General features: G+C 49.6%; 16 protein-coding genes. 5 read left to right on the top strand and 11 right to left on the bottom strand.

The window, feature by feature from the left end; translation table 11 throughout:
* Positions 1 to 46: 46 nt before the first annotated feature.
* Together BMW93_RS23670 and BMW93_RS23665 are read left to right on the top strand one after the other, a co-directional pair.
* Entirely contained in the window at positions 47 to 3,661 is a 3,615-nt protein-coding gene (locus tag BMW93_RS23670) for a PAS domain S-box protein (protein ID WP_090382192.1), read from the top strand.
* A 171-nt stretch (positions 3,662 to 3,832) separates the two neighbouring features.
* Positions 3,833 to 6,739, top strand: a complete 2,907-nt coding sequence (locus tag BMW93_RS23665; protein WP_090382190.1) for a TonB-dependent receptor domain-containing protein — start codon at positions 3,833 to 3,835, stop codon at positions 6,737 to 6,739.
* A gap of 81 nt (positions 6,740 to 6,820) precedes the next feature.
* Here the strand turns inward: BMW93_RS23665 and BMW93_RS23660 are convergent, their stop codons facing one another.
* The 6 genes from BMW93_RS23660 to BMW93_RS23635 all read right to left on the bottom strand — a co-directional run bounded on the left by BMW93_RS23660 (position 6,821) and on the right by BMW93_RS23635 (position 12,060).
* The gene (locus tag BMW93_RS23660; protein WP_090382189.1) at positions 6,821 to 7,450 is read right to left on the bottom strand and encodes a LysM peptidoglycan-binding domain-containing protein; all 630 of its coding nucleotides are present in this window, start codon (positions 7,448 to 7,450) and stop codon (positions 6,821 to 6,823) included.
* A gap of 59 nt (positions 7,451 to 7,509) precedes the next feature.
* On the bottom strand, positions 7,510 to 8,001 hold the full coding sequence (purE, locus tag BMW93_RS23655) for a 5-(carboxyamino)imidazole ribonucleotide mutase (RefSeq protein ID WP_090382186.1): 492 nt from the start codon (positions 7,999 to 8,001) through the stop codon (positions 7,510 to 7,512).
* Positions 8,002 to 8,010: 9 nt separating this feature from the next.
* Entirely contained in the window at positions 8,011 to 9,150 is a 1,140-nt protein-coding gene (locus BMW93_RS23650; RefSeq protein WP_090382184.1) for a 5-(carboxyamino)imidazole ribonucleotide synthase, read from the bottom strand.
* 119 nt (positions 9,151 to 9,269) lie between these two features.
* Positions 9,270 to 9,650, bottom strand: a complete 381-nt coding sequence (locus tag BMW93_RS23645; RefSeq protein ID WP_090382182.1) for a type II toxin-antitoxin system VapC family toxin — start codon at positions 9,648 to 9,650, stop codon at positions 9,270 to 9,272.
* Position 9,651: 1 nt separating this feature from the next.
* Positions 9,652 to 9,924, bottom strand: coding sequence for a hypothetical protein (locus BMW93_RS23640; protein ID WP_090382179.1), 273 nt, complete (start codon positions 9,922 to 9,924; stop codon positions 9,652 to 9,654).
* Between the two features lie 81 nt (positions 9,925 to 10,005).
* Positions 10,006 to 12,060, bottom strand: coding sequence for a BatA domain-containing protein (locus tag BMW93_RS23635; protein ID WP_090382177.1), 2,055 nt, complete (start codon positions 12,058 to 12,060; stop codon positions 10,006 to 10,008).
* 237 nt (positions 12,061 to 12,297) lie between these two features.
* Here BMW93_RS23635 and BMW93_RS23630 point away from each other — a divergent pair, with 237 nt between their 5' ends.
* Complete coding sequence (locus BMW93_RS23630) at positions 12,298 to 12,849, top strand: YcxB family protein (protein WP_090382174.1); 552 nt, start codon at positions 12,298 to 12,300, stop codon at positions 12,847 to 12,849.
* 55 nt (positions 12,850 to 12,904) lie between these two features.
* Here BMW93_RS23630 and BMW93_RS23625 read toward each other — a convergent pair whose 3' ends face one another.
* Both BMW93_RS23625 and BMW93_RS23620 read right to left on the bottom strand, forming a co-directional pair.
* Positions 12,905 to 13,525: a DUF1684 domain-containing protein gene (locus BMW93_RS23625; RefSeq protein WP_090382172.1), complete on the bottom strand. Its 621-nt coding sequence runs from the start codon at positions 13,523 to 13,525 to the stop codon at positions 12,905 to 12,907.
* A gap of 85 nt (positions 13,526 to 13,610) precedes the next feature.
* Positions 13,611 to 14,144: a hypothetical protein gene (locus tag BMW93_RS23620; protein WP_090382170.1), complete on the bottom strand. Its 534-nt coding sequence runs from the start codon at positions 14,142 to 14,144 to the stop codon at positions 13,611 to 13,613.
* Positions 14,145 to 14,414: 270 nt separating this feature from the next.
* On the opposite strand from BMW93_RS23620, the gene BMW93_RS23615 reads away from it, so the two are divergent.
* Complete coding sequence (locus BMW93_RS23615; RefSeq protein ID WP_090382168.1) at positions 14,415 to 14,840, top strand: OsmC family protein; 426 nt, start codon at positions 14,415 to 14,417, stop codon at positions 14,838 to 14,840.
* A 54-nt stretch (positions 14,841 to 14,894) separates the two neighbouring features.
* On the opposite strand, the gene hemW is transcribed toward BMW93_RS23615, so the two are convergent.
* A complete protein-coding gene (gene hemW / locus BMW93_RS23610; RefSeq protein WP_090382681.1) occupies positions 14,895 to 16,019 on the bottom strand; it encodes a radical SAM family heme chaperone HemW in 1,125 nt (374 codons plus the stop codon).
* Positions 16,019 to 18,091: a TonB-dependent receptor gene (locus BMW93_RS23605; RefSeq protein ID WP_090382165.1), complete on the bottom strand. Its 2,073-nt coding sequence runs from the start codon at positions 18,089 to 18,091 to the stop codon at positions 16,019 to 16,021. The genes hemW and BMW93_RS23605 overlap by 1 nt, the downstream gene beginning before the upstream one ends.
* A 231-nt stretch (positions 18,092 to 18,322) precedes the next feature.
* Between BMW93_RS23605 and BMW93_RS23600 the strand changes: the two genes are divergently transcribed.
* Entirely contained in the window at positions 18,323 to 18,781 is a 459-nt protein-coding gene (locus tag BMW93_RS23600) for a hypothetical protein (RefSeq protein WP_090382163.1), read from the top strand.
* Between the two features lie 151 nt (positions 18,782 to 18,932).
* On the opposite strand, the gene BMW93_RS23595 is transcribed toward BMW93_RS23600, so the two are convergent.
* The coding region (locus BMW93_RS23595; protein ID WP_143061713.1) for a transposase at positions 18,933 to 19,160 on the bottom strand (228 nt) is incomplete at its 5' end.

The following is a 19,160-nucleotide window of genomic DNA, read 5'->3' as shown; positions in this document are numbered from 1 at the left end:
ATAAAGAATTGGAAGGAAACTTAAAAGTGCGATTGTACGGGGACCCATGGAACTGATTTTATCCCAAACCGACTGGCAGACTATTCACCACACACTTCAACATTTAAACCTGATCGGAATTACGTTTTCGCCGGACTTTATCATCCGCAGCGTAAGCCCGCACGCCCTTATGAAAACGGGCTGGCACGAGTCCGACCTGGTCGGTTTCAGCATATTCGACAAACTGATACCGAAAGAAGAAGAGCACGAGATGCGTCAAATGCTTGAAGAAGGTATCCAGGGCAAGCGGAAGCTCGAACAACGGGAGGTGCCATTCCTGGCGCAAAAAGGAACTTTACGCACATTCTCGATCAATTCCGTGCTGATGCACCAGGAAAACGACGAGGTGGAATGCATTACGCTCGTGGGCGATGACATTACCCGACGCCGGAGAATGGAATCCGCGATCGCCAAATCCAACTCTCAATTGCAGGATTTGGTGGATAATACCAGCGATCTGATCCAGTTGGTGGCGATCGATGGCAAATTTATATTCGTAAACAAAGCCTGGCGGGAAGTACTCGGCTACGGGCTGGACGAGATCGCTTCCATGCGCATGGAGGACATCCTGCACCCGCAACACAAAGAAGAGGCGATTGAACAGCTGAAACGCATCGAACAAGGCGTAGCCAATCCGAGTTTCGAAGCCGTTTTCATGAACCGCGACGGCAAAAAGGTGTTTGTAGCGGGTAGTGTGAACTGTCGTTTCGACAATGGCAAACCGACCGCGTTCCGCTGTATTTTAAATGATTTTACAGAAAAAATAAGGGCTGAGAAAGCGCAGAGCCTTTATTATAGCATTGCTAACTGGACGGTCAATACCCAAAACCTGGAAGAATTTTACCATGGTATTCATGACGAACTGGGCAAGATCATCGACGTCCGGAATTTTTTCATTGCGCTGTACGACCCCAGCAAAAGCTACATTTACTTTCCCTATTATGTAGATCAGTATTTCAAAGGTAATGTCCGGTTTACCAAACGGAAGCTGGGCAATGGCCTGACCGAATATGCGATCGCGTCCAACAAGCCGCTGTTCCTTTCCGACACAGACATTGAAAAGCTGGCTAAAACGAACAGTTTGTATCTGTACGGCGTCACGCCCAAGGTGCTCCTGTGCGTGCCCCTGCGTATAGGCGACCGGGTGACGGGGATTATCGGGGTGAAATCCTATGATGATCCCAATATGTTCGATACCCGCGATCTGGAACTGTTGGAATTTATTTCCGGCCAGGTGGCGATGGCGATTGCGCGGAAGCAGAGCGAGGAGGAGCTGAGTAAATACCTGGCGCGATTGAATGCGATTTTCGATAGCAGCTCGCATTTAATATGGTCGGTGAACAAATCGCTGCAACTCACCTCATTTAACCGGAATTACGCGGATCTGATTCATAATCAACTGGGTGTGCGGCCTTCGCTGCAATCCAGCGCGGAGAAGTTCGGATGGCGGATGGTCGGTAACAGCAACCGACGGACGCTCGAAACCAAGTATCGCCAGGCATTGCGTGGCGAACCGCAGTATTTCGAATTCAAGATCGACCGTAAAGATGCCGGTGAAATGTGGCTGGAATTTTATCTGAACCCGATCCATTATGCCGACGGCGTGATCGAGGAGGTATCGGGTATAGCGCGCGACATTACGCGCCGGAAGGAAGCCGAGCTTTCGCTAAGGCACAGCGAGGAGCTTTTCAGGGGTATTTTTGAAAACTTGCAGGACATTTATTGCCGTATCAACCGAATGGGCGAGATTACGATGATCAGCCAGTCGGTGCTGAAACGGCTCGGATACTTGCCGGAGGAGGTGATCGGGCACAAGATTACCGAATTTTTTGCCGACAAAAAGCGCATTCACTCGGCATTGATCCGGCTTCGGAAGACGAAAAGTCTGCGGAATTTCGAAATTACGATGTACCGCAAAGACGGCACGGAGCGCCAGTTTATGATCAATATGCTGATGTTTACCAACGACAAAGGTAAACCAACCGAGGTCGCCGTGCTCGCACGCGACATTACCGAGCTGAAACGCAACGAACTCGAATTACTGAAAGCCAAGGAACACGCCGAACGCTCATTGAAGGTGAAGGAAGGATTTTTGGCCAACATGAGCCACGAGATCCGTACGCCAATGAACGGGGTGATCGGGATGATCGACTTGCTGGGCGAAACGCCGCTGAATACCGAGCAAAAAGATTATGTACTGACGATCAAACGGTCGTCGGAAACACTGCTGAATATCCTGAACGACATTCTCGACCTTTCGAAAATCGAGGCGGGTAAAATGGAGCTTCACGAGGCGCCGATCGCCGTCGAGGAATTGCTGCTCAAACTGGTTTCACTTTTCGGGCAAACTGCGAAAAGCAAAGGCAATACCCTTACGTACCACATCGGACCCGATATCCCGAAATTCATTATCGCCGATCAGACGCGCTTGTTGCAAATTATGTCCAATCTGACGTCCAATGCGCTGAAATTCACCGAGAATGGATCGGTGAAGGTATTCCTGGCATTGGAGAAGAAAGAGGGGCTATTTCATAAAATCAAAGTAGACGTGCAGGATTCCGGGATCGGGATCAGCGCCACCGACAAACAGATTCTGTTTACCTCATTTACCCAACTCGATAACTCGTCCCGGAAGTCGTTTGGCGGAACAGGCCTTGGTCTGGCTATTTCCAAACAGCTCTGCGCATTGATGAACGGGGAAATAGGGGTAGAATCGACGCTCGGGGAGGGGAGTACATTCTGGTTTACATTTGAAACAAAGGAAACGTCCATTGCACAGGTAAGCACGATTGCCCAGCAGGAGGACACGCCGATTGAGGACCTGTTTACCGATTACCATCCGCTGATCCTGCTTGTGGACGATAATGCTGTGAACCGGAAAGTCGCGAATGAAATCCTCAAAAAATCCGGTTGCGAAACCGATATGGCGGAAAGTGGTTTCAAGGCCATTGAAATGGTGGAAAAGAGGTACCACTCCGATGGAAAAGGTTACGACATTATCTTCATGGACATTCAAATGCCCGATATGGATGGTGTGGAAACGACCCAGGAGCTAAAAAAGCGGTTTTCCAAAGGCCTGCCGCCGATCGTCGCGATGACCGCCTATTCGATGAAGGAGGACCGCGACCGGTTTATGAGCCAGGGAATGGACGACTACATTGCCAAGCCCATACGCGCGCAGACGCTCGTGCAGAAGGTGAAGGAGTTGATGGGCAATATCGAAAATCGCAAACTCGAACAAAAGCAGAAGGAGATCGCGCAGGAGGCGATGGTACCGGTGCTCGACAAAGAAATTATCGATCAGCTCGCGGGTATTGGCGGTGCGGATCTCGTTTGGTCGGTGTTCGAGGATTTTGTGGGCGAATCCAACGAACTGGTGGCCGGTGCATTGGAGGCTTACCAAAGTGGTGATATTAAAACAGTAAAGAGTAACCTGCATACTTTGAAGGGAAGCGGTGGCACGGTAGGCGTTTCGCAGGTCGCCGAGATTGCGCGGGATGCCGAATGGCGGCTCAAATCGGACGATACGAGCACGCTCGCGGAGGCGCTTCCGGCATTGGAAAAAGCTTATGAAAGATTCCTGGCGAGCTACAAGGGCTTGTTGGGAGAATGGTTGAAATAGTGGCATGATAACTGATCGCCGACGGCTTGGGGCCAATTCCTTTTCGTCGGTAAAAACGGGCTGTTGGTCTGTTAAAATATCCGATACTGTCGATTGTAAAGGTTTATTGCGAGGGAGCATTAAACTTTGTTACCAAAGGGAGCTCTAACCAGCAATAAACCTTTACAAGTCATGAACAGATTTACATTCTTCGTCCTCCTGCTAGCCGGTTTCGCCGCCCCGGCCTTCGCACAAAATGCACAAATTACCGGTAGCGTTGTCGACAGTGTGAGCCGGGAAGCGGTGGTAGGCGCCTATGTGGCCGTAAGCCGAAATACCCCCGACTCCAAACCGGAATACGTGACGACGGATGTGAACGGCAAGTTCACTTTTACGGGCCTGTCGAAGCAGGTTTCGTACCTTGTCAAGGTCTCCTATTTGAGTTACAAAGATTTCTCCCGTACAGTAACGGTTACCAAAGACATTGAAAATCTCGGAACCATTACCCTCACGGAAGCCGTAGCCAACCTGAAAGAGGTGAAAGTGGTGGGTCAGGTGACCGCCATGGAACAGAAGGGTGATACGACGCAATTCAATGCGGCTGCATTCAAAACCAATCCGGACGCTACCACCGAAGACCTGATCCAGAAAATGCCCGGCATTACCGTGACGAACGGAACGGTAACTGCTCATGGCGAGACGGTTAACAGAGTTTTGGTGGATGGAAAGCCTTTCTTCGGCGACGATGCTGCGTTGACCCTCAAAAACCTTCCCGCGGAAGTAGTAGATAAAATCGAAGTGTTCGACAAGCTGAGCGACCAGGCCCAATTCACTGGTTTTGACGATGGTAATGCGCAGAAAACGATCAATATCGTCACTAAGGCCGACAAGCGGATGGGGCAGTTTGGAAAAATTTTCGCAGGGTACGGCCTTGATGACCGTTATCAGGCTGGTGGGAACGTGAGTTTTTTCAAAGGAAACCAGCGTATATCCGTGATTGGACTGAGCAACAATATCAATAACCAGAACTTTTCCAGCCAGGATTTACTGGGCGTTTCGGGTGGGGGAGGCGGAAACCGTGGCGGAGGTGGCTCTGCGGGCAACTTCCTCGTGGGCAACCAGAGCGGGATTACGGGTACCAATTCATTTGGTTTAAACTATTCCAATAAAATCGGCAAAAAGCTCGACGTCAGCGGTAGCTATTTTTTCAACAGAACCAGCAACAGCAACGTGCAGGGCCTTTCACAACAGTATTTTCTGCAAGGAGGCGCCGGAGACCAGTTGTACAAAGAAAACAGCCGGACGAATACAACCAACTCCAATCATCGCCTGAACTTTCGCATTGAATATAACATCGACCCTAAAAACTCGCTGATCATCACGCCGCGATTGAGTTTCCAGGATAATCATTCCGGTAGTGTGAAAGCCGGATTGACCACATTGGCTTCCGATGGAAGTAATGTCAACAGCTCCGACAACAGCCAGGGCAATTCCAACAAGGGTTACAACTTTTCGAACGACATTTTGTTCCGTCACGCATTCGAGAAAAAGGGACGCACCGTTTCATTTAATTTGAACACGCAGATCAACGATAAAAACGGTCGCCGCGACCTGTATTCGAGAAATACCTATTTCGATAACCTCGCGCTGGGCGACACGATGATGAGAGGCGACACGATCGACCAGCGCAGTTTTACGCATTCGGATGGTATCACATTGGGCGGAAACTTCGTCTATACCGAGCCAATCAGCACGACCGGCCAGTTGCAGTTCAACTATGGTTTGACGGTACAGAACAGCAATTCAAGTAAGGATACTTACAATATGAGCTATGACGATGGCACCTATTCGGACCTGGATTCACTGCTGACCAACAATTTTGACAACCGCTACATTACCAACCGCGCGGGTTTGGGTTACCGCTACCGCAAAAACAGCTGGTCGGCCAACCTGGGTCTCGATTTTCAAAATACCGGTCTGTACAGCCAGCAATTGGCGCCGATTAACAACAAAGTCGACCAGTCGTTTACCAATATTCTCCCCAATTTCATGGTGAACTACCGTTCGAAAGAAGGTGCGCAATTCCGGGCATTCTTCCGGAGTTCGACCAACCAGCCGTCGATTTCCCAATTGCAGAATGTCGTCGATAACAGTAACCCGTTGTCGCTTACGGCAGGTAACCCCGATCTGAAACAGGAGTACCGTAATATGATCAACGTGCGCTATTCACTTGCCGGCGCGAAACGGCCTTACAGCCTGAATGCGATGATTTTTGTGACGCAAACCAACAATGCGATCGTGAATTCGACCTACATCGCACAGCAACCGGAGACATTACCGAATGGTCTGTTCCTCGAAAGAGGTGCCAAATTCACCGCGCCGATCAACGTGGACGGTAGCTGGAATGCACGCTCGCTCTTCGCTTACGGAAAGCCGATCGCGCCCTTGAAATTGAACCTGAACCTCAGCACGGGCTTCAACTATGTACGGTCGCCGGGGATGATCAACAACGTGCCCAATTATTCCAATACCTACGCAATTTCCCAGGGGCTTGTGGTGAGTAGCAATATCAGCGACAAACTCGATTTTACAGTCTCTTATTCAGGCAATTACAATGTGGTTCGGAACAGTATCCAGCCCAATTTGAACAACAATTACTATACACAGGGCATTACCGGCCGCGTGAACTGGATATTCGGCAAAGGATTTGTATTCCAAAGCGATATCAATAATCAGTCGTACCGCGGTTTGGGCGCTGGTTTCAACCAGAATTTTACGCTCTGGAATGCCAGTGTCGGCAAGAAGTTCCTGAAAAACAATGCAGGCGAGCTTAAACTGACTGTTTTCGATATTTTGAAACAAAACAACAGCATTACCCGCAACGTGACCGAAACATACGTGCAAGACGTCACGAACCGCGTGCTCACACAATACGCTATGCTCACATTCACATACACTTTGAGAAACTTCGGCAAAATGCCTTCCAACAATGGCGACGGATACAGAAGACGTGATTTCGACGGCGGAGCGGGCTTCCCGCGCGGCGGCGGAATGGGCGGCGACCGCGGACAGGGCGGAGGCCGGGGTTTCAACAATTAAGCATTAAACCCTTCAATTCAGTGCAAAGAAAATCCCGGGGCGGTCAGCTCCGGGATTCTTTGCTTTATAAGATATCGAAATCTATTTCTTGTCAGGAAAAGGGATGATCAGCTTTTCGCCCCTTTCGGAGAAGTCACGGGATTTGCCGTTGGCTTTCATCAACGCTTCTTTGGTAATGCCATATTTGCTTGCCACTACGCGAAGTACGTCGCCGGGACCTACGGTATGGACAGCCTTAACCTGCACTTTCAGCTTGGTAACACCTGCTTTTACATCGGGAACCGAGGCATTCAGGCCTTGCAGGGTTTCGGTTTTCAGGTTATAGCGCGACGCAATGCTCGAAAACGTCTCGCCGCTTTGAACGGTATGCGTTATTTGTTCTCCACCGATAGACGAAGCCGAAATGGAAGGTTTCTCTTCTTTTTTCGGTTCTTCCGTTTTTTCTTTAACCGGTTCAGGCTTTGGCTTTTCGACCGGTTCCTCGGTTGGTGCCGGTTCATCGCTTACGGGCTCGGCGGCAGTTTCTTCGAGCGTCGAATCGACGACTACCGAAGTGAGCTCTTCGGAGCTGGAAGAACTATCGGAAATATATTCGTAGCCTACGTAAAGCATTGCAAGTACGAGCAACACCAACACGAGCAATGTAACAATAGGAAGATTCGACTTTTCAGTGGGACGGATATTTCTTTTTTTCGGGAATTCCTCTTCCATAGCCTGGCCGGATTCTATTTTTAGTGGAGTTAATTTTCTACGAAAATACTAAAGACAACCTAGTTTCCAAGTTGATTTTTCAATTCCTCGTTCATCACCGCAACTTTCTCTTTCAGGCTTTCTTTGAATGCATCGAGCCTTTTTGCAACCTCCGCGTCGCTCGCTCCGATGATCTGCGCAGCGAGGATTCCGGCGTTCCGGGCACCATCCAGCGCTACCGTCGCAACGGGTACGCCCGCAGGCATTTGCAGGATCGAAAGCACCGAATCCCAGCCGTCTATCGAATTACTGGACAGCACCGGCACCCCGATCACCGGAAGCGACGTCAGTGAAGCCACCATACCGGGCAAATGCGCTGCTCCGCCTGCGCCTGCGATGATCACCTGCAACCCGCGGCTGCGCGCCGATGCTGCGTATTCGAGCATACGCTCGGGCGTGCGGTGTGCCGACACGATTTCCATTTCATAAGAAACGCCCAGTTCCGTCAATGCGTCTGCGGCCAGTTGCATTACCTTTCTGTCAGAAAGGCTGCCCATGATAATCCCTACCATTGGTATATTTTACTTCGTTTTGTGGCTGATTACTTTGATATTGTTCTTCACGAAATCCACTTTTGCTTTGAGCGAAGCGATATCCGTATCCATGATCGTGATATGGCCCATTTTGCGGAACGGTTTCGTGAGCGCTTTCCAATAAAGGAACGGGAAAACCTCCGGCGTTGCAAGCAGCTTTTCCATTCCTTCATAAATGGCAGGACCTTCATAACCATCTTCGCCCAGCAGGTTTACCATGGCCGACGGCCCGTAAGCGTGCGTGCTGCCCAGCGGCAGGTTCAGGACCGCCCGCCAATGCTGCTCATATTGCGAGGTCGCATTCGCGCGGATGGTGTGGTGGCCGCTGTTATGCGGGCGCGGGGCCACTTCGTTGATCAGAACTTCCCCCTCGGGCGTCAGGAACAACTCCACGGCCAGCAATCCCACAATCTGGAATGCCTCTGCCGTTTTGCGGGCAATTTCCTGCGCTTTGGCGTTTACTTCCTCACTGATTTCCGCAGGTGCAAAAAGGTATTCTACCAGGTTATGCTCGGGATGGAATACCATTTCCACGGTCGGAAATGTTTCGACTTCGCCGTTCGCGTTGCGGGCAACGATCACGGCCAGCTCTTTTTCGAATGGGACCGCTTTTTCCAGCAAACCTGGCTTGTCGAATGCTTTATCGAGGTCATCCGCCGATGTCAGCCGCTGCACACCGCGACCGTCGTAGCCATCTTTTCCGAGCTTGTGAAATGCGGGGAGGAATGAGACGTAATTAGCAACGTCCTCGCGGTTTTCAGTTAGTATAAACTCCGCGGTAGGAAGCTGTTTTTCTGCGTAGAATTGCTTTTGAATGCGTTTGTCCTGTATCTGACGGATCACCGAAGGTTGCGGGTATACTTTTTTGCCTTCTTTTTCCAACGTTTCGAGCGCCTCTACATTTACTTTTTCAATTTCAATGGTAATGACATCGAGGTCCTTACCGAAGTTATAAACGGTGTCAAAATCTTGCAGCGAGCCCTGTGTAAAATGGGGCGCTATTTTCCGGCACGGTGCTTCGGCGTCCGGGTCGAGTACATGAATATCGAGGTTCCAGTCCACAGCCGCTTGTAGGAGCATAAGTCCCAGCTGCCCGCCACCAAGAATTCCTATTCGGGATGAAAGCATTTATGAAATGATATTTTCCCGCAAAATTGGTTTAAAAACGGGTCAGAAAAAAGGAATGTTCGGCTAAATCTTGGTCGGGAAGAGTCAACGCGGCGGGAGTTGTTATTGGTAAAATGTGGTTATAGCAGCGCATTTGATACTTTCAGGCCCGGAATCATTCTGAAATCTTTCAGATTTGCCGTTCGTAGTTCCAGGTTGTAGACCAATGCGGTCGCTGCGATTAGTGCATCCGAAGCGGTCACCGAATGTGACAATGCGAAGGAGTGTCCGATCTGGGTGGCGGCTTTTGCAATGGCCTCATTCAGATCGAAATGCATGAACCCATTAAGCAACCGCCGGATTTTTGCCAGTTCAGCCCTGTTAAGGCAACCATTGTAAAGTTCCAGGACGATGACCGTATTGACAGCAAAGCCCGGTTTGCCGGTACAGTCTATAAATTCAATAGCAGACTGCCTGCCTCTCAGATAGTCGATTAGGATGTTGGTATCCAGTAATAGCATGCTAACACCTGAAATCTCGGCGAATTCTTCTCACGTAGGCCGCTGAGTCGGAAACATGGGCGAAAGGCTTGACATTGGGATCATTGGCCATCACTTCTTCTTCGGGCGTCAGCTGTTCACAAATAATGCGCCCGTGCGCGGCCGGATCGAGGCGTGCGTAGTGTGCGATGGGCTCACAGAGTTGGGGGGCGCTAGTTTCTTCAAGTTCGATATACGATGCGGCTTGTGAAGGACCTGTGCGTTTTCCGGATTTGTTTTGGGAAGGGGTTTTCATGGGCGTGTGTTGTTTTATTTTTTGCAAATTTACACATTCCTTGCCGGACCCGGAAACCGCTAAATCGTCACAGGATAATTGCTACTTCAAAAACCGAATTAAACCTATCTCTACCAATAGAAAGAACAACGCCGCATAAAGAAAGAACTTCCAGAGGTTAGTCCCCATATTCTGTTGCTGGAATGCAGTAGAGAAGGCGTCGTCGTCGATGCGGTCGAAGACTTGTACATTCTTTTTGCCGGAGAATGCGGCCCGGAGCTCGTCGGGCGAATAGTATTGCAGTTTCGATTCGGCGTGGTTGTGGTTCAGGGCGATGATCTGTTCAGTTTTGTTGTCGAGCACCAGTTCGAAATAGCCTGCTGTCAGCCCGTCGGCGGCTTGGTCGCCCTGGGGGATTTCGAGCAAAAGCTGGTTGCCTGCCACACGCTGGACGGGGATGATCTCCGTTTTGTTCCGTCGTAGTTTATAAACCGAGTTAGGTTTCGGTTTATCGACGGTCAGACTGATCGGGTTTTCATCAAAAGTAAACGAAGTACGCTGTTGTCTGACGCTCGAAGCGGCTATTTTATACATGACCGGCACAAATATGGCGTGTTGTGCTACATTACCATTTTCCTGATTTAAAGGCGCAGCGAACACATAGGTTTTGCCCGTTCCTGCCAGTACCTGGTTAAGATAGGTCTGTCCGTTCCGCAACGTCAGTAGCTGCTGCCCTGCATTCGCCCAGCTCCACACGGGCAATGCGCCGGGCAGGTTAAGGTTCATTTCCTGGCGCATCGATTCCTCAAAAACATCGCTGAAAAACGGATTGTTGCGGTCGGGGACAGCCAGGGGAAGCGGCGCCTGGGCTTTTTCGGAAGTAATGCCATTGATGCCTAGCGGACTTAAAAAGCGGCTGTAACTGTCCGCTGCCGGAGCGGTAGGAGGGATGATGGCCAGACTGCCGCCCTGACGAACGAAGTCCTGCAAATCCTGCGGCAATGTACCCGAAAGCTGCGTGACACCTTCCAATACCACCAAATCCGAGTTTTTGATCAGCCCCGGGTCGACATTCTGGGCGCTGTAACTTTGCAGCGTAAAAAGACTGTCGTTGGCATACACGTTCTCAATGTAATTACCCTCCGGCTTCTGCCCGTATACATGCAACACGCGGATGAGCGGCGACGCATTCAGTACAAAATAATAGTCGTTGTCAAAAGTAACCGGGAAATCGTCGAATGTGATCTGGCCTTTTTTATATCCTTTTCCTTTCAGATTGAAGTTGAACCTGGCCGTCGCGCTGCCGTTGGCCGGCACATTCACGGATGCCGTCGACGCCTGTGTATTATCCAGGCTTAGCCTCAATACCACATTCCGCGCCTCGCGGTTGCCGGAATTGCTCACTTTTACAAAGAGTATATTGTTTTGAAGTTCCCGGATAAATGGCGTATTCAGCCAGGCGGAATCTACAAATACATTCTTTTCTGCCTCCGCCTGCACCGGTACCAGGAAAATCTGGTTCGTCGAGTCGGTTTGAATGGCAGAAAGGTCGCCAGCCGTGCTTTTCTGGAAATCCGAAAACCAGAAGAGCTGGTTCCTGCCGGATTGCGAATGCCTCGCCATGAGGTTTTCCTGGCGCTTATACACCTGTTCGAGCGTGCGCGGCGTGCCTGAGAGCCCGATGGTCGTCAGGCGGTCGCGGAGCTTTTCAGCGGGGTATAGGCCCTGTTCCTGGGCCGAAAAGTCGTTGGTTACGAGTTGGAGCGAAGTCGCGTTTTTGAACAATCCCAATAAATCACTCAATCGGCCGGTCGCAATGTCGAGGTAGCGCTTGTTGTTCAGCTCGCTTTCCATACTCAGCGAATTGTCGAGGTAAAGACTGGTAATGCCCCGCTTGTCGACGGCCACATTGCTTTCCGCGGGAATGAATGGCTGGGAGAACGCCAATGCAAGGCAGGCAATGGCCAGTATCCGCGCCGCCATGACGAGCCAGTGCTTGATCTGGCGAATCGACTTTGTTTGCGTTTCAACCGCTTTCAGAAATGCCACATTCGTGAAGTAGACCCTTTTTGTCCGCCTGAAATTGAAAATGTGAACGGCAATCGGAACCGATATCGCCAGCAAACCCCACAGGAAGGACGGAAAAAGGAAACTCATGTAGCTTAGGATAGTCTTGTATCAGTGATCAGTTGCCGAATATGGCTTCAAAACGGCACTTTTCAAATGTTCAACGCAGTTAGGAAAGACAAATTACACCAATTTCTCCTAACAGTTTTTTATTTCCGGACCTTTCTCATATCTCGGGCGCTTTTTTCTAACTTTGCACTTCATTTGCCCGGACCGTGTTTCGAACAGCCGTCGCAAACTGAGAAGATCGTTAATTTAAACAGAGTTATGGCCAAAGTTTCGGTAAACAAACACCAGCCCGTCTATCAAATGCCTACGAACCCGGCTGCGGTTCGTACCAAGAAGTACGCCTTACCTACCCAAAAATACATTTCACTGGCCATGCGTTATTTTTTTAAAACGCAGCTTAAATGGGTACTTATCCCTGTGGCCCTGATCCTGATCAATGCGGTCATTAGCCTCACGGGCATTTATCCCAATTTGTGGATTTATATCACCGTTGTGGTTGCTTCTATCCTTTATGTGCTGTTCTGGCTGATCCAGTTCACCGGCATCACGCAGCTTGCGCAATACAAGCCGATGTTTGAGAAGTTCTCCTACGAGATCGACAACCGTCAGATTCTCATGAAGCTCAATGTGAAAGAAGGCAGTGTGATGAAATGGGAGCAGATCGTGGAAGGATATAAAGACAAGGACGCTTATGTACTGGTTATTTCAAAAGGACAATTCCTGCATTTGCCATTCAATATTTTCACTTCGGAGCACGATATCAAGGTTTTCGAACGCATTTTGAAGCAAAAAGAAATATTGAAAGCCTGATCGACGGCATTCATGAAAAACGCCCGGCTGAAAAGTCGGGCGTTTTTCATGATGGCTATTTGATGCTCGCCTCCTGATGATGTTTCGTGAAATTCTTTTCCCCGGCTGTGACCGCGATCGCCAGGTGGTTGTTCAGCGGCGGGATCGGACAATTGTAGCCCGTACTGTACGCGCAATACGGATTATATGCTTTATTAAAGTCGAGCACGCAGGTCCCGTCTTTCAGATCGGTCGTTTTCAGGTCGAGGTAGCGGCCGCCGCCGTAGGTATCGGCGCCGTTGGTTTTGTCCTTGAAAGGTATGAAAAGGTAATCCTTGTATTTCGCGAGTTGTTGCAGGCTCAGGCTGCGGTACACCGTCAGCTTTTGTCTCCTGCCGTTCACTTTGAATTTCAATGTCCCGTATTTCACGTAGGTCTTGTTCATTCCGCTGTATGTAGGCATTTCGAAGGATTTGCCTTTCGCTTTTTCAAAATGGGCGACTACGCGGTAGGTGGAATCGGGCTCGTAGAACTGCAAATAGGGCAGGTCCGCTGCTTTGAGCGGCGAGTTGTCGGAGTGCAGGAACTCCTCTTTGTAATGATTTCTGTACTGATTAGTCTCTTCGGTAAAAGTTTGTGCTTGTGATCCAAACGCCGCGACCAGAACTATAAACAGTGTGCTTAAAACAACTTTCATAAGTCAGGGAAAAAAGAAATCCGGTAATTTTTACCGGATTTTATAAAAATTATTCCAGAAACCCAAAAGTGGGGGAACTTTTAACTTATTGAGCTGAAATTTTCTTGATTTTCGATTCGTCGATGTTGAATGCTTTAACTACCGCTTCGTAGTCGTTCAAATCCACTTCGGCATTGGCACGTTGGAGGGGATCGGAAGGAATGACTATCACGCGGAATTCGAAGCCACGGGTGTGGGTGGTAGGAAGTTTGGCCCGGTCGATATTTGAATCTATGAAAATTTCCATATCGTCGTCCGTGCGGTCGAAGTTATAAGTTACCAACACGCCATTGTCAAGAAATGCAGTTTGAGGCAGCGGTCGGTAAGCTTTGAGGTTACCCTGGTCGTTCCAGTATACATACACCAGCACCGCGTCGGTAGGGACGACTTCAATATTCTGCTGCTTAAAATTCAGGACGTAGCCAAAATTGTTGGCAGAAGTAAAGTCTACATTGATGATATCGAAGGTCCGGCCGAGCACGTCGCCTCCCTGTGGTCCGGGATCGCCTTTCGGCCCCTCGCAACTTTGGAACAATGCAGCGACAACGAGTAACACTAGGGGCAAGAGTTTTCTGTTCATGACTTGTGAGTTGAGATAATTGAGAAATCTGTTAACAATTTGTGATTAGATGATGATGCAATTATAAAGTTTAAATCCCGATCGGGCATTAACCTTTATTAACTAAAAAAATGCCGTTCCATGCATCACAGGGAGGCACATACTGGAACAGAGGACGGTAAGTAATTATTGTGTTTTTAATGCATTGATTGTTTGCGTAGATATCGTTTACGTGCTACTTTTCACGGAAACAACGATTTTAGGATCAACTAACATTAAAAAGGAACAACGATGATTAACCGTAAAGCAACCGCCATTTGGAAAGGTACCGGCAAAGAAGGTACAGGTACGATCAGCACGCAGAGCACAGTTCTGGAAAATACCCAGTACTCTTTCAATACCCGTTTTGCCGACGGTAAGGGAACCAACCCCGAAGAACTGGTTGCCGCTGCACACGCCGGATGTTTCGCGATGAAACTGAGCTTCGAACTGAATGCCGCAGGTTTTACAGCCGACGAGCTAAATGCGACTGCCACAATTTCGCTTGACCCGGCACAAGGCAAGATTGTTAAAAGCGCTATCGAATTGAAAGCACAGGTTCCGGGCATCAGCGCGGAGCAGTTTGCACAGGTTGCCGACAAGGCGAAAAAGGAATGCCCTATTTCCCAGTTGCTCAACACTGAGATTACATTGAACGCGGAACTGGTAGAAGCCTAGTTTCAGTCCAGTTTTAAAAGATTCGCCATGCTGCCCGCAGTGTGGCGATTTTTTTTAGTCGATAAAAAGATCGCTGGCAATGCGGTCGGCGAAGAGCTTACCGGCTTCGGTGAGCAGCAATATCCCCGAATCTTCCCTGATCCAGCCTTTCCGGGTCATCCTTTCCAATTCACTTTCGGATTGCAATGCGAATGCGCCGGCGGAGAACTCGTCCAGTTTGAGTAATTCCACCCCCCATTTGGTGCGCAGGCCGGTTAGCAGGTATTCATTGGTCCGGTCGGCAGGTGTAAGCGCTTCTATGGTTGCGGGAATAAGCCCTTTTTGAATCGCTTCCAGGTATTTGGCATTATTGGAAATATTGTACTCGCGGCTCGCGCCATTGTACGAGTGTGCGCTTGGGCCCACGCCCAGGTACGGATGCTGTTTCCAATAGGAACTGTTGTGATTGCTGTAATGTCCATTTCTGGCGAAGTTGGAGATCTCGTATTGCTCATACCCATGCTCACCGAGCGATTTCACGAGTATTTCAAACTGCTGCGCCGCATATTCTTCTTCAATCGGCCTCATCTTCTTCTTTTTCAGCCAGCTTCCAAAAGCCGTTTGCGGCTCGATGGTAAGGCAGTAGGCCGAAATGTGCGGGACATTGAGTGTAAATGCTTTGAAAAGGTCACTATGCAGAATGTCGTGATCCTCCGAAGGAATCGCGTAGATCAGGTCGATGGAAATATTGTCGATACCCGCATTTTGCGCCAGTGTTACGCATTGCTCGGCTTCCACGGCCGAATGCGCGCGGTTCATGAAGCGTAAATGCGGCTCGTGGAATGATTGTATGCCTATACTGAGGCGGTTAATGCCTGCTTTGGCAAACATTTGCAGGCTTGCCGCATTCAGGTCGTCGGGGTTTGCTTCTAAGGTAATCTCCGCATTGGGTGCCACGCGGAAATGCTTGTGAATGGTTTCAAGCAGGAAATGCAGCTCCGCTTCGTCGAGCATCGAAGGCGTGCCGCCGCCGAAATAAATGGTTTCCATATCCCCGTCCGGCAAATAGGACTTCCTCAAAACGATTTCCCGCGCAATGGCCTCCACTACGGCACGCTTGTTGGTGGTGTTGGTACTGAAATGGAAATCGCAATAATGGCAAGCCTGTTTGCAAAAGGGGATATGGATGTATAAATGCATTATTTTGAATTTTTCTGCCATTCCCAGCCGATCTTTACACCGGCCCAGAGGTTGTTTTTCGGCGCGCCGTTGTAATAGCGGTTACCAAATGCGTTCAGGTCGTAGCCCAGGCTGTAAATACCCGCATTGACCTTCTCCGCGGATGCCGACAGCTCACTGTAAAAATGTTGTCCCCAGCTTTTCTTCCAGCTCACACGCGCCATCCACTGGTTATAAGCCGTGTTTTTGACGGTATTTGCGTCATTAAGGTAAAACGAATCGCCGTGCTGATAGGTCAGGAATGCTGAAATGCCGTATTTGAGCAACACATCCAGGCCTGTCGACTGTGAAAAACGTGGAATGCCGGGAATGAGTTTCCCGCTCAGGTCGACGTCGGCCTGCTGGAATTCCTCGTAGGTGTATTTGGTATAAGTGCCGGTATTCCAGAGTTTCAGCATCACCGGCAGTTTCGGATCGGAAAGAATGTCCCAGCCGATGGTCCATTCCAGGCCATTCTGTTTGGTTTTACCTGCATTTACAAAATATTCGGCACCAGCCTCGTCCAGCCTGCGCACGATCGCATTACGCAATCCGAAATGGTACAGACTGATCTCTCCCGAAATAACCTTTCCCGCTTTCCGGATGCCAATTTCGGTATTATTGCCTTTTTCAGCTTCCAGGTCCTTCCGGAAACCACCTGCCGACGGCCGTACTTCCTGTAAGGTAGGAGGGGAGAACCCGCCGCTGTACGATGCAGTAACCGACCAGTTGCCGGCAATCACCTTATTGGCGGCGAAGCGCGGGACGAATATGCCGTCGAATGTCTTCTGGTCTTCGTTGAACGGAAGCGGGAAGTAGCGTTCGTATTTGTATTTGGAAGTATTGTAGCTCAAACCTGCGCTTAGTGTCAGGTCGGTGAGCAAAGTCGCTTCCAGCTGGCTGAATACCGACAGGTTGGCGGTGCGGATATCCTCGACGGTCTGCTGCTTGTCCGCAACGCCGCCCTTGTTATCGTAATTCCGCTGGGCCGATTTGCCGTATTGCCATTCAAAACCGCTGGTCCAGTTGGTTTTTACATTCCCCCATTCCGATTTGTTTTGCCAGATATTCCGCCCGCCGACACCGTTTTCATCCCTTTTTTCAAAATTGGAAATGAATGGGTTGGCAAAATCGGTGAAGGTCAGGTACAAAGCGGTGGATTGTGTCCATTTGTCCGATAATTGTAATACATAATTACCACCCAGCAATGCCAGCCTGGTATAAATCGCCGCTTTTTGCGCCTCGCTGCCTGGTACCGTCGGGGTGGATTGGCGGGCGAGCTTGGGGTCGGTTTGATATTGGGCAAGGTTAATGCCACCCGGTGTTTGGTAGTACAAATCCGAATACATTCCCAGCAACGACAATGTGCCCTTCTCGCCAATGCTTGAATTGGACGTAAACCGGATCGCATCGCGTACCATGCCGCTTTGCTTGCGGTAGCCGTCCTGTTCGCTATGGCCGTACTGAATGGAAATATCGCCGATTTGCAAGGTCGAATTGCGGCTTTGGAAGCCATATTTACCAAAACTCACACTTTGCTCCGCGCGGTTCTGGAATTCGTTGTCCGGCCGGCTCTGCATAAGCACCACACCGCCGGTACCCGCGCCGTAGATACTGCTACCCGGGCCTTTGATCACTTCCATGCTTTGAATAGCCCCATAATCGACCGAGTTCAGGGGCGTATTGCCGCTCGCGTCGGTGAACGGAATGCCATTCCAGTAAAATTTCACATTGCGCACGCCAAATGGCGACCGTATCAAACTCCCGCGGACGGAAAACCGGTAACTGCCCGGCGAGCGCTCTTCCATGCGTACGCCCGGGATCGTGTTGACCGCGTTAGCCCAGGTATAATTGGAAAACCGGCTGAGCGAGCGCGGCGTGAGCATGCCTACCGTTGCGGTGGTCGTCAGTGGGTTTTTGTCGGATTCGAATGCGTGCACGGTAACCTCGCGCAAGTCGCGCGCTTGCAGCGAATCGCTTTGGGCTAATGCCGGCCCGGATTCGTGGATAATGAGGAAAGCGGCAAGAGCGCCGGTAATAGAGATTTTGAGCATATAGGTTTAGGAGTATATTAATAAAATGCAAAGCTGATCATAAATGCCAACAGTTTCAATATATCACTATGCGCTTAACCGTCCAGTCTGGTGCGAAGTTCAACGACTTCCGGCGGTCTGAGAAGAATTTTCTACAAAAAACACGCGGATATACGTTCTGCACCCTGGTAAGCTTTTTGCTCTGATCAATGCATTCACACAATCATTGAAATCAACTTAATACCCGAAAAGATGAAAAAGATCACATGGATTGTCGCCTCTCTGTTACTCGCCGGTACACTTTCGCTGACGAGCTGTTCAGACAAAACAAAGGACTCCGCCAAAGAGACGGTGGAGGAAGCTAAAAACGATATGGACGAAAATGTGGCCGACGCCAAAGCCGATATCAAGGAAGCAGGGGATGATTTTGAAGCCAAAGTGAAAGAAGATAAGGACGAATTGAAAAGAGATATCGACGACGCTATCGGCAAACTCGACCGTAAAATAGAGGAAGCCGACGCCAAAATTGACAAGACGGCCGACAAGGAAAAAGCCAAATGGCGGGAGCGCAAAAGAGAATTGAATGCTGAAAAAGAAGAGTTACAGGCTTCCTGGAAGCGCGCCCAGAACGAAACCGCCGACAAGTGGGACGAGTTCAAGGCGAATACCAAGGAAAAGATCGCCAAAGTAAAGGCGGATTTGAAAGACTAATAAATTGATGAGGGTTATGGAATAATGAAAAATGAGCCCGTCTCAAATCATTTTTGGGACGGGCTTCTGTTTTAAATGGTTTACAAACGTGTTTTCCGATTGGTATAAGATTTTAGCGGCATGGGCAGTTCCTGAGCTAGATCAAGCCTATCTAAGCTGCCTTCTTCCTGATATTCTGTGCTATCGCAATCAATCCCCATTCGATCTCAACCTTTTGCTTGCCACGGAGCATGAACCGGCGAAAGTTGTGGTTATGCTTGATATTGCCGAAGACAGGTTCGACATCAAAGCACCGCTTTTTTCGTTTCTGGATTCCCTCTTCACTTTTCAGTAACTCGTCTGCCTGCTGTTTATGTCTTTCCAGGTCCACATTTACTTG

Origin of the sequence: Dyadobacter sp. SG02 (assembly GCF_900109045.1) — a bacterium.
GTDB lineage: Bacteria > Bacteroidota > Bacteroidia > Cytophagales > Spirosomataceae > Dyadobacter.
This window is presented reverse-complemented; position numbering and strand designations above follow the sequence as displayed.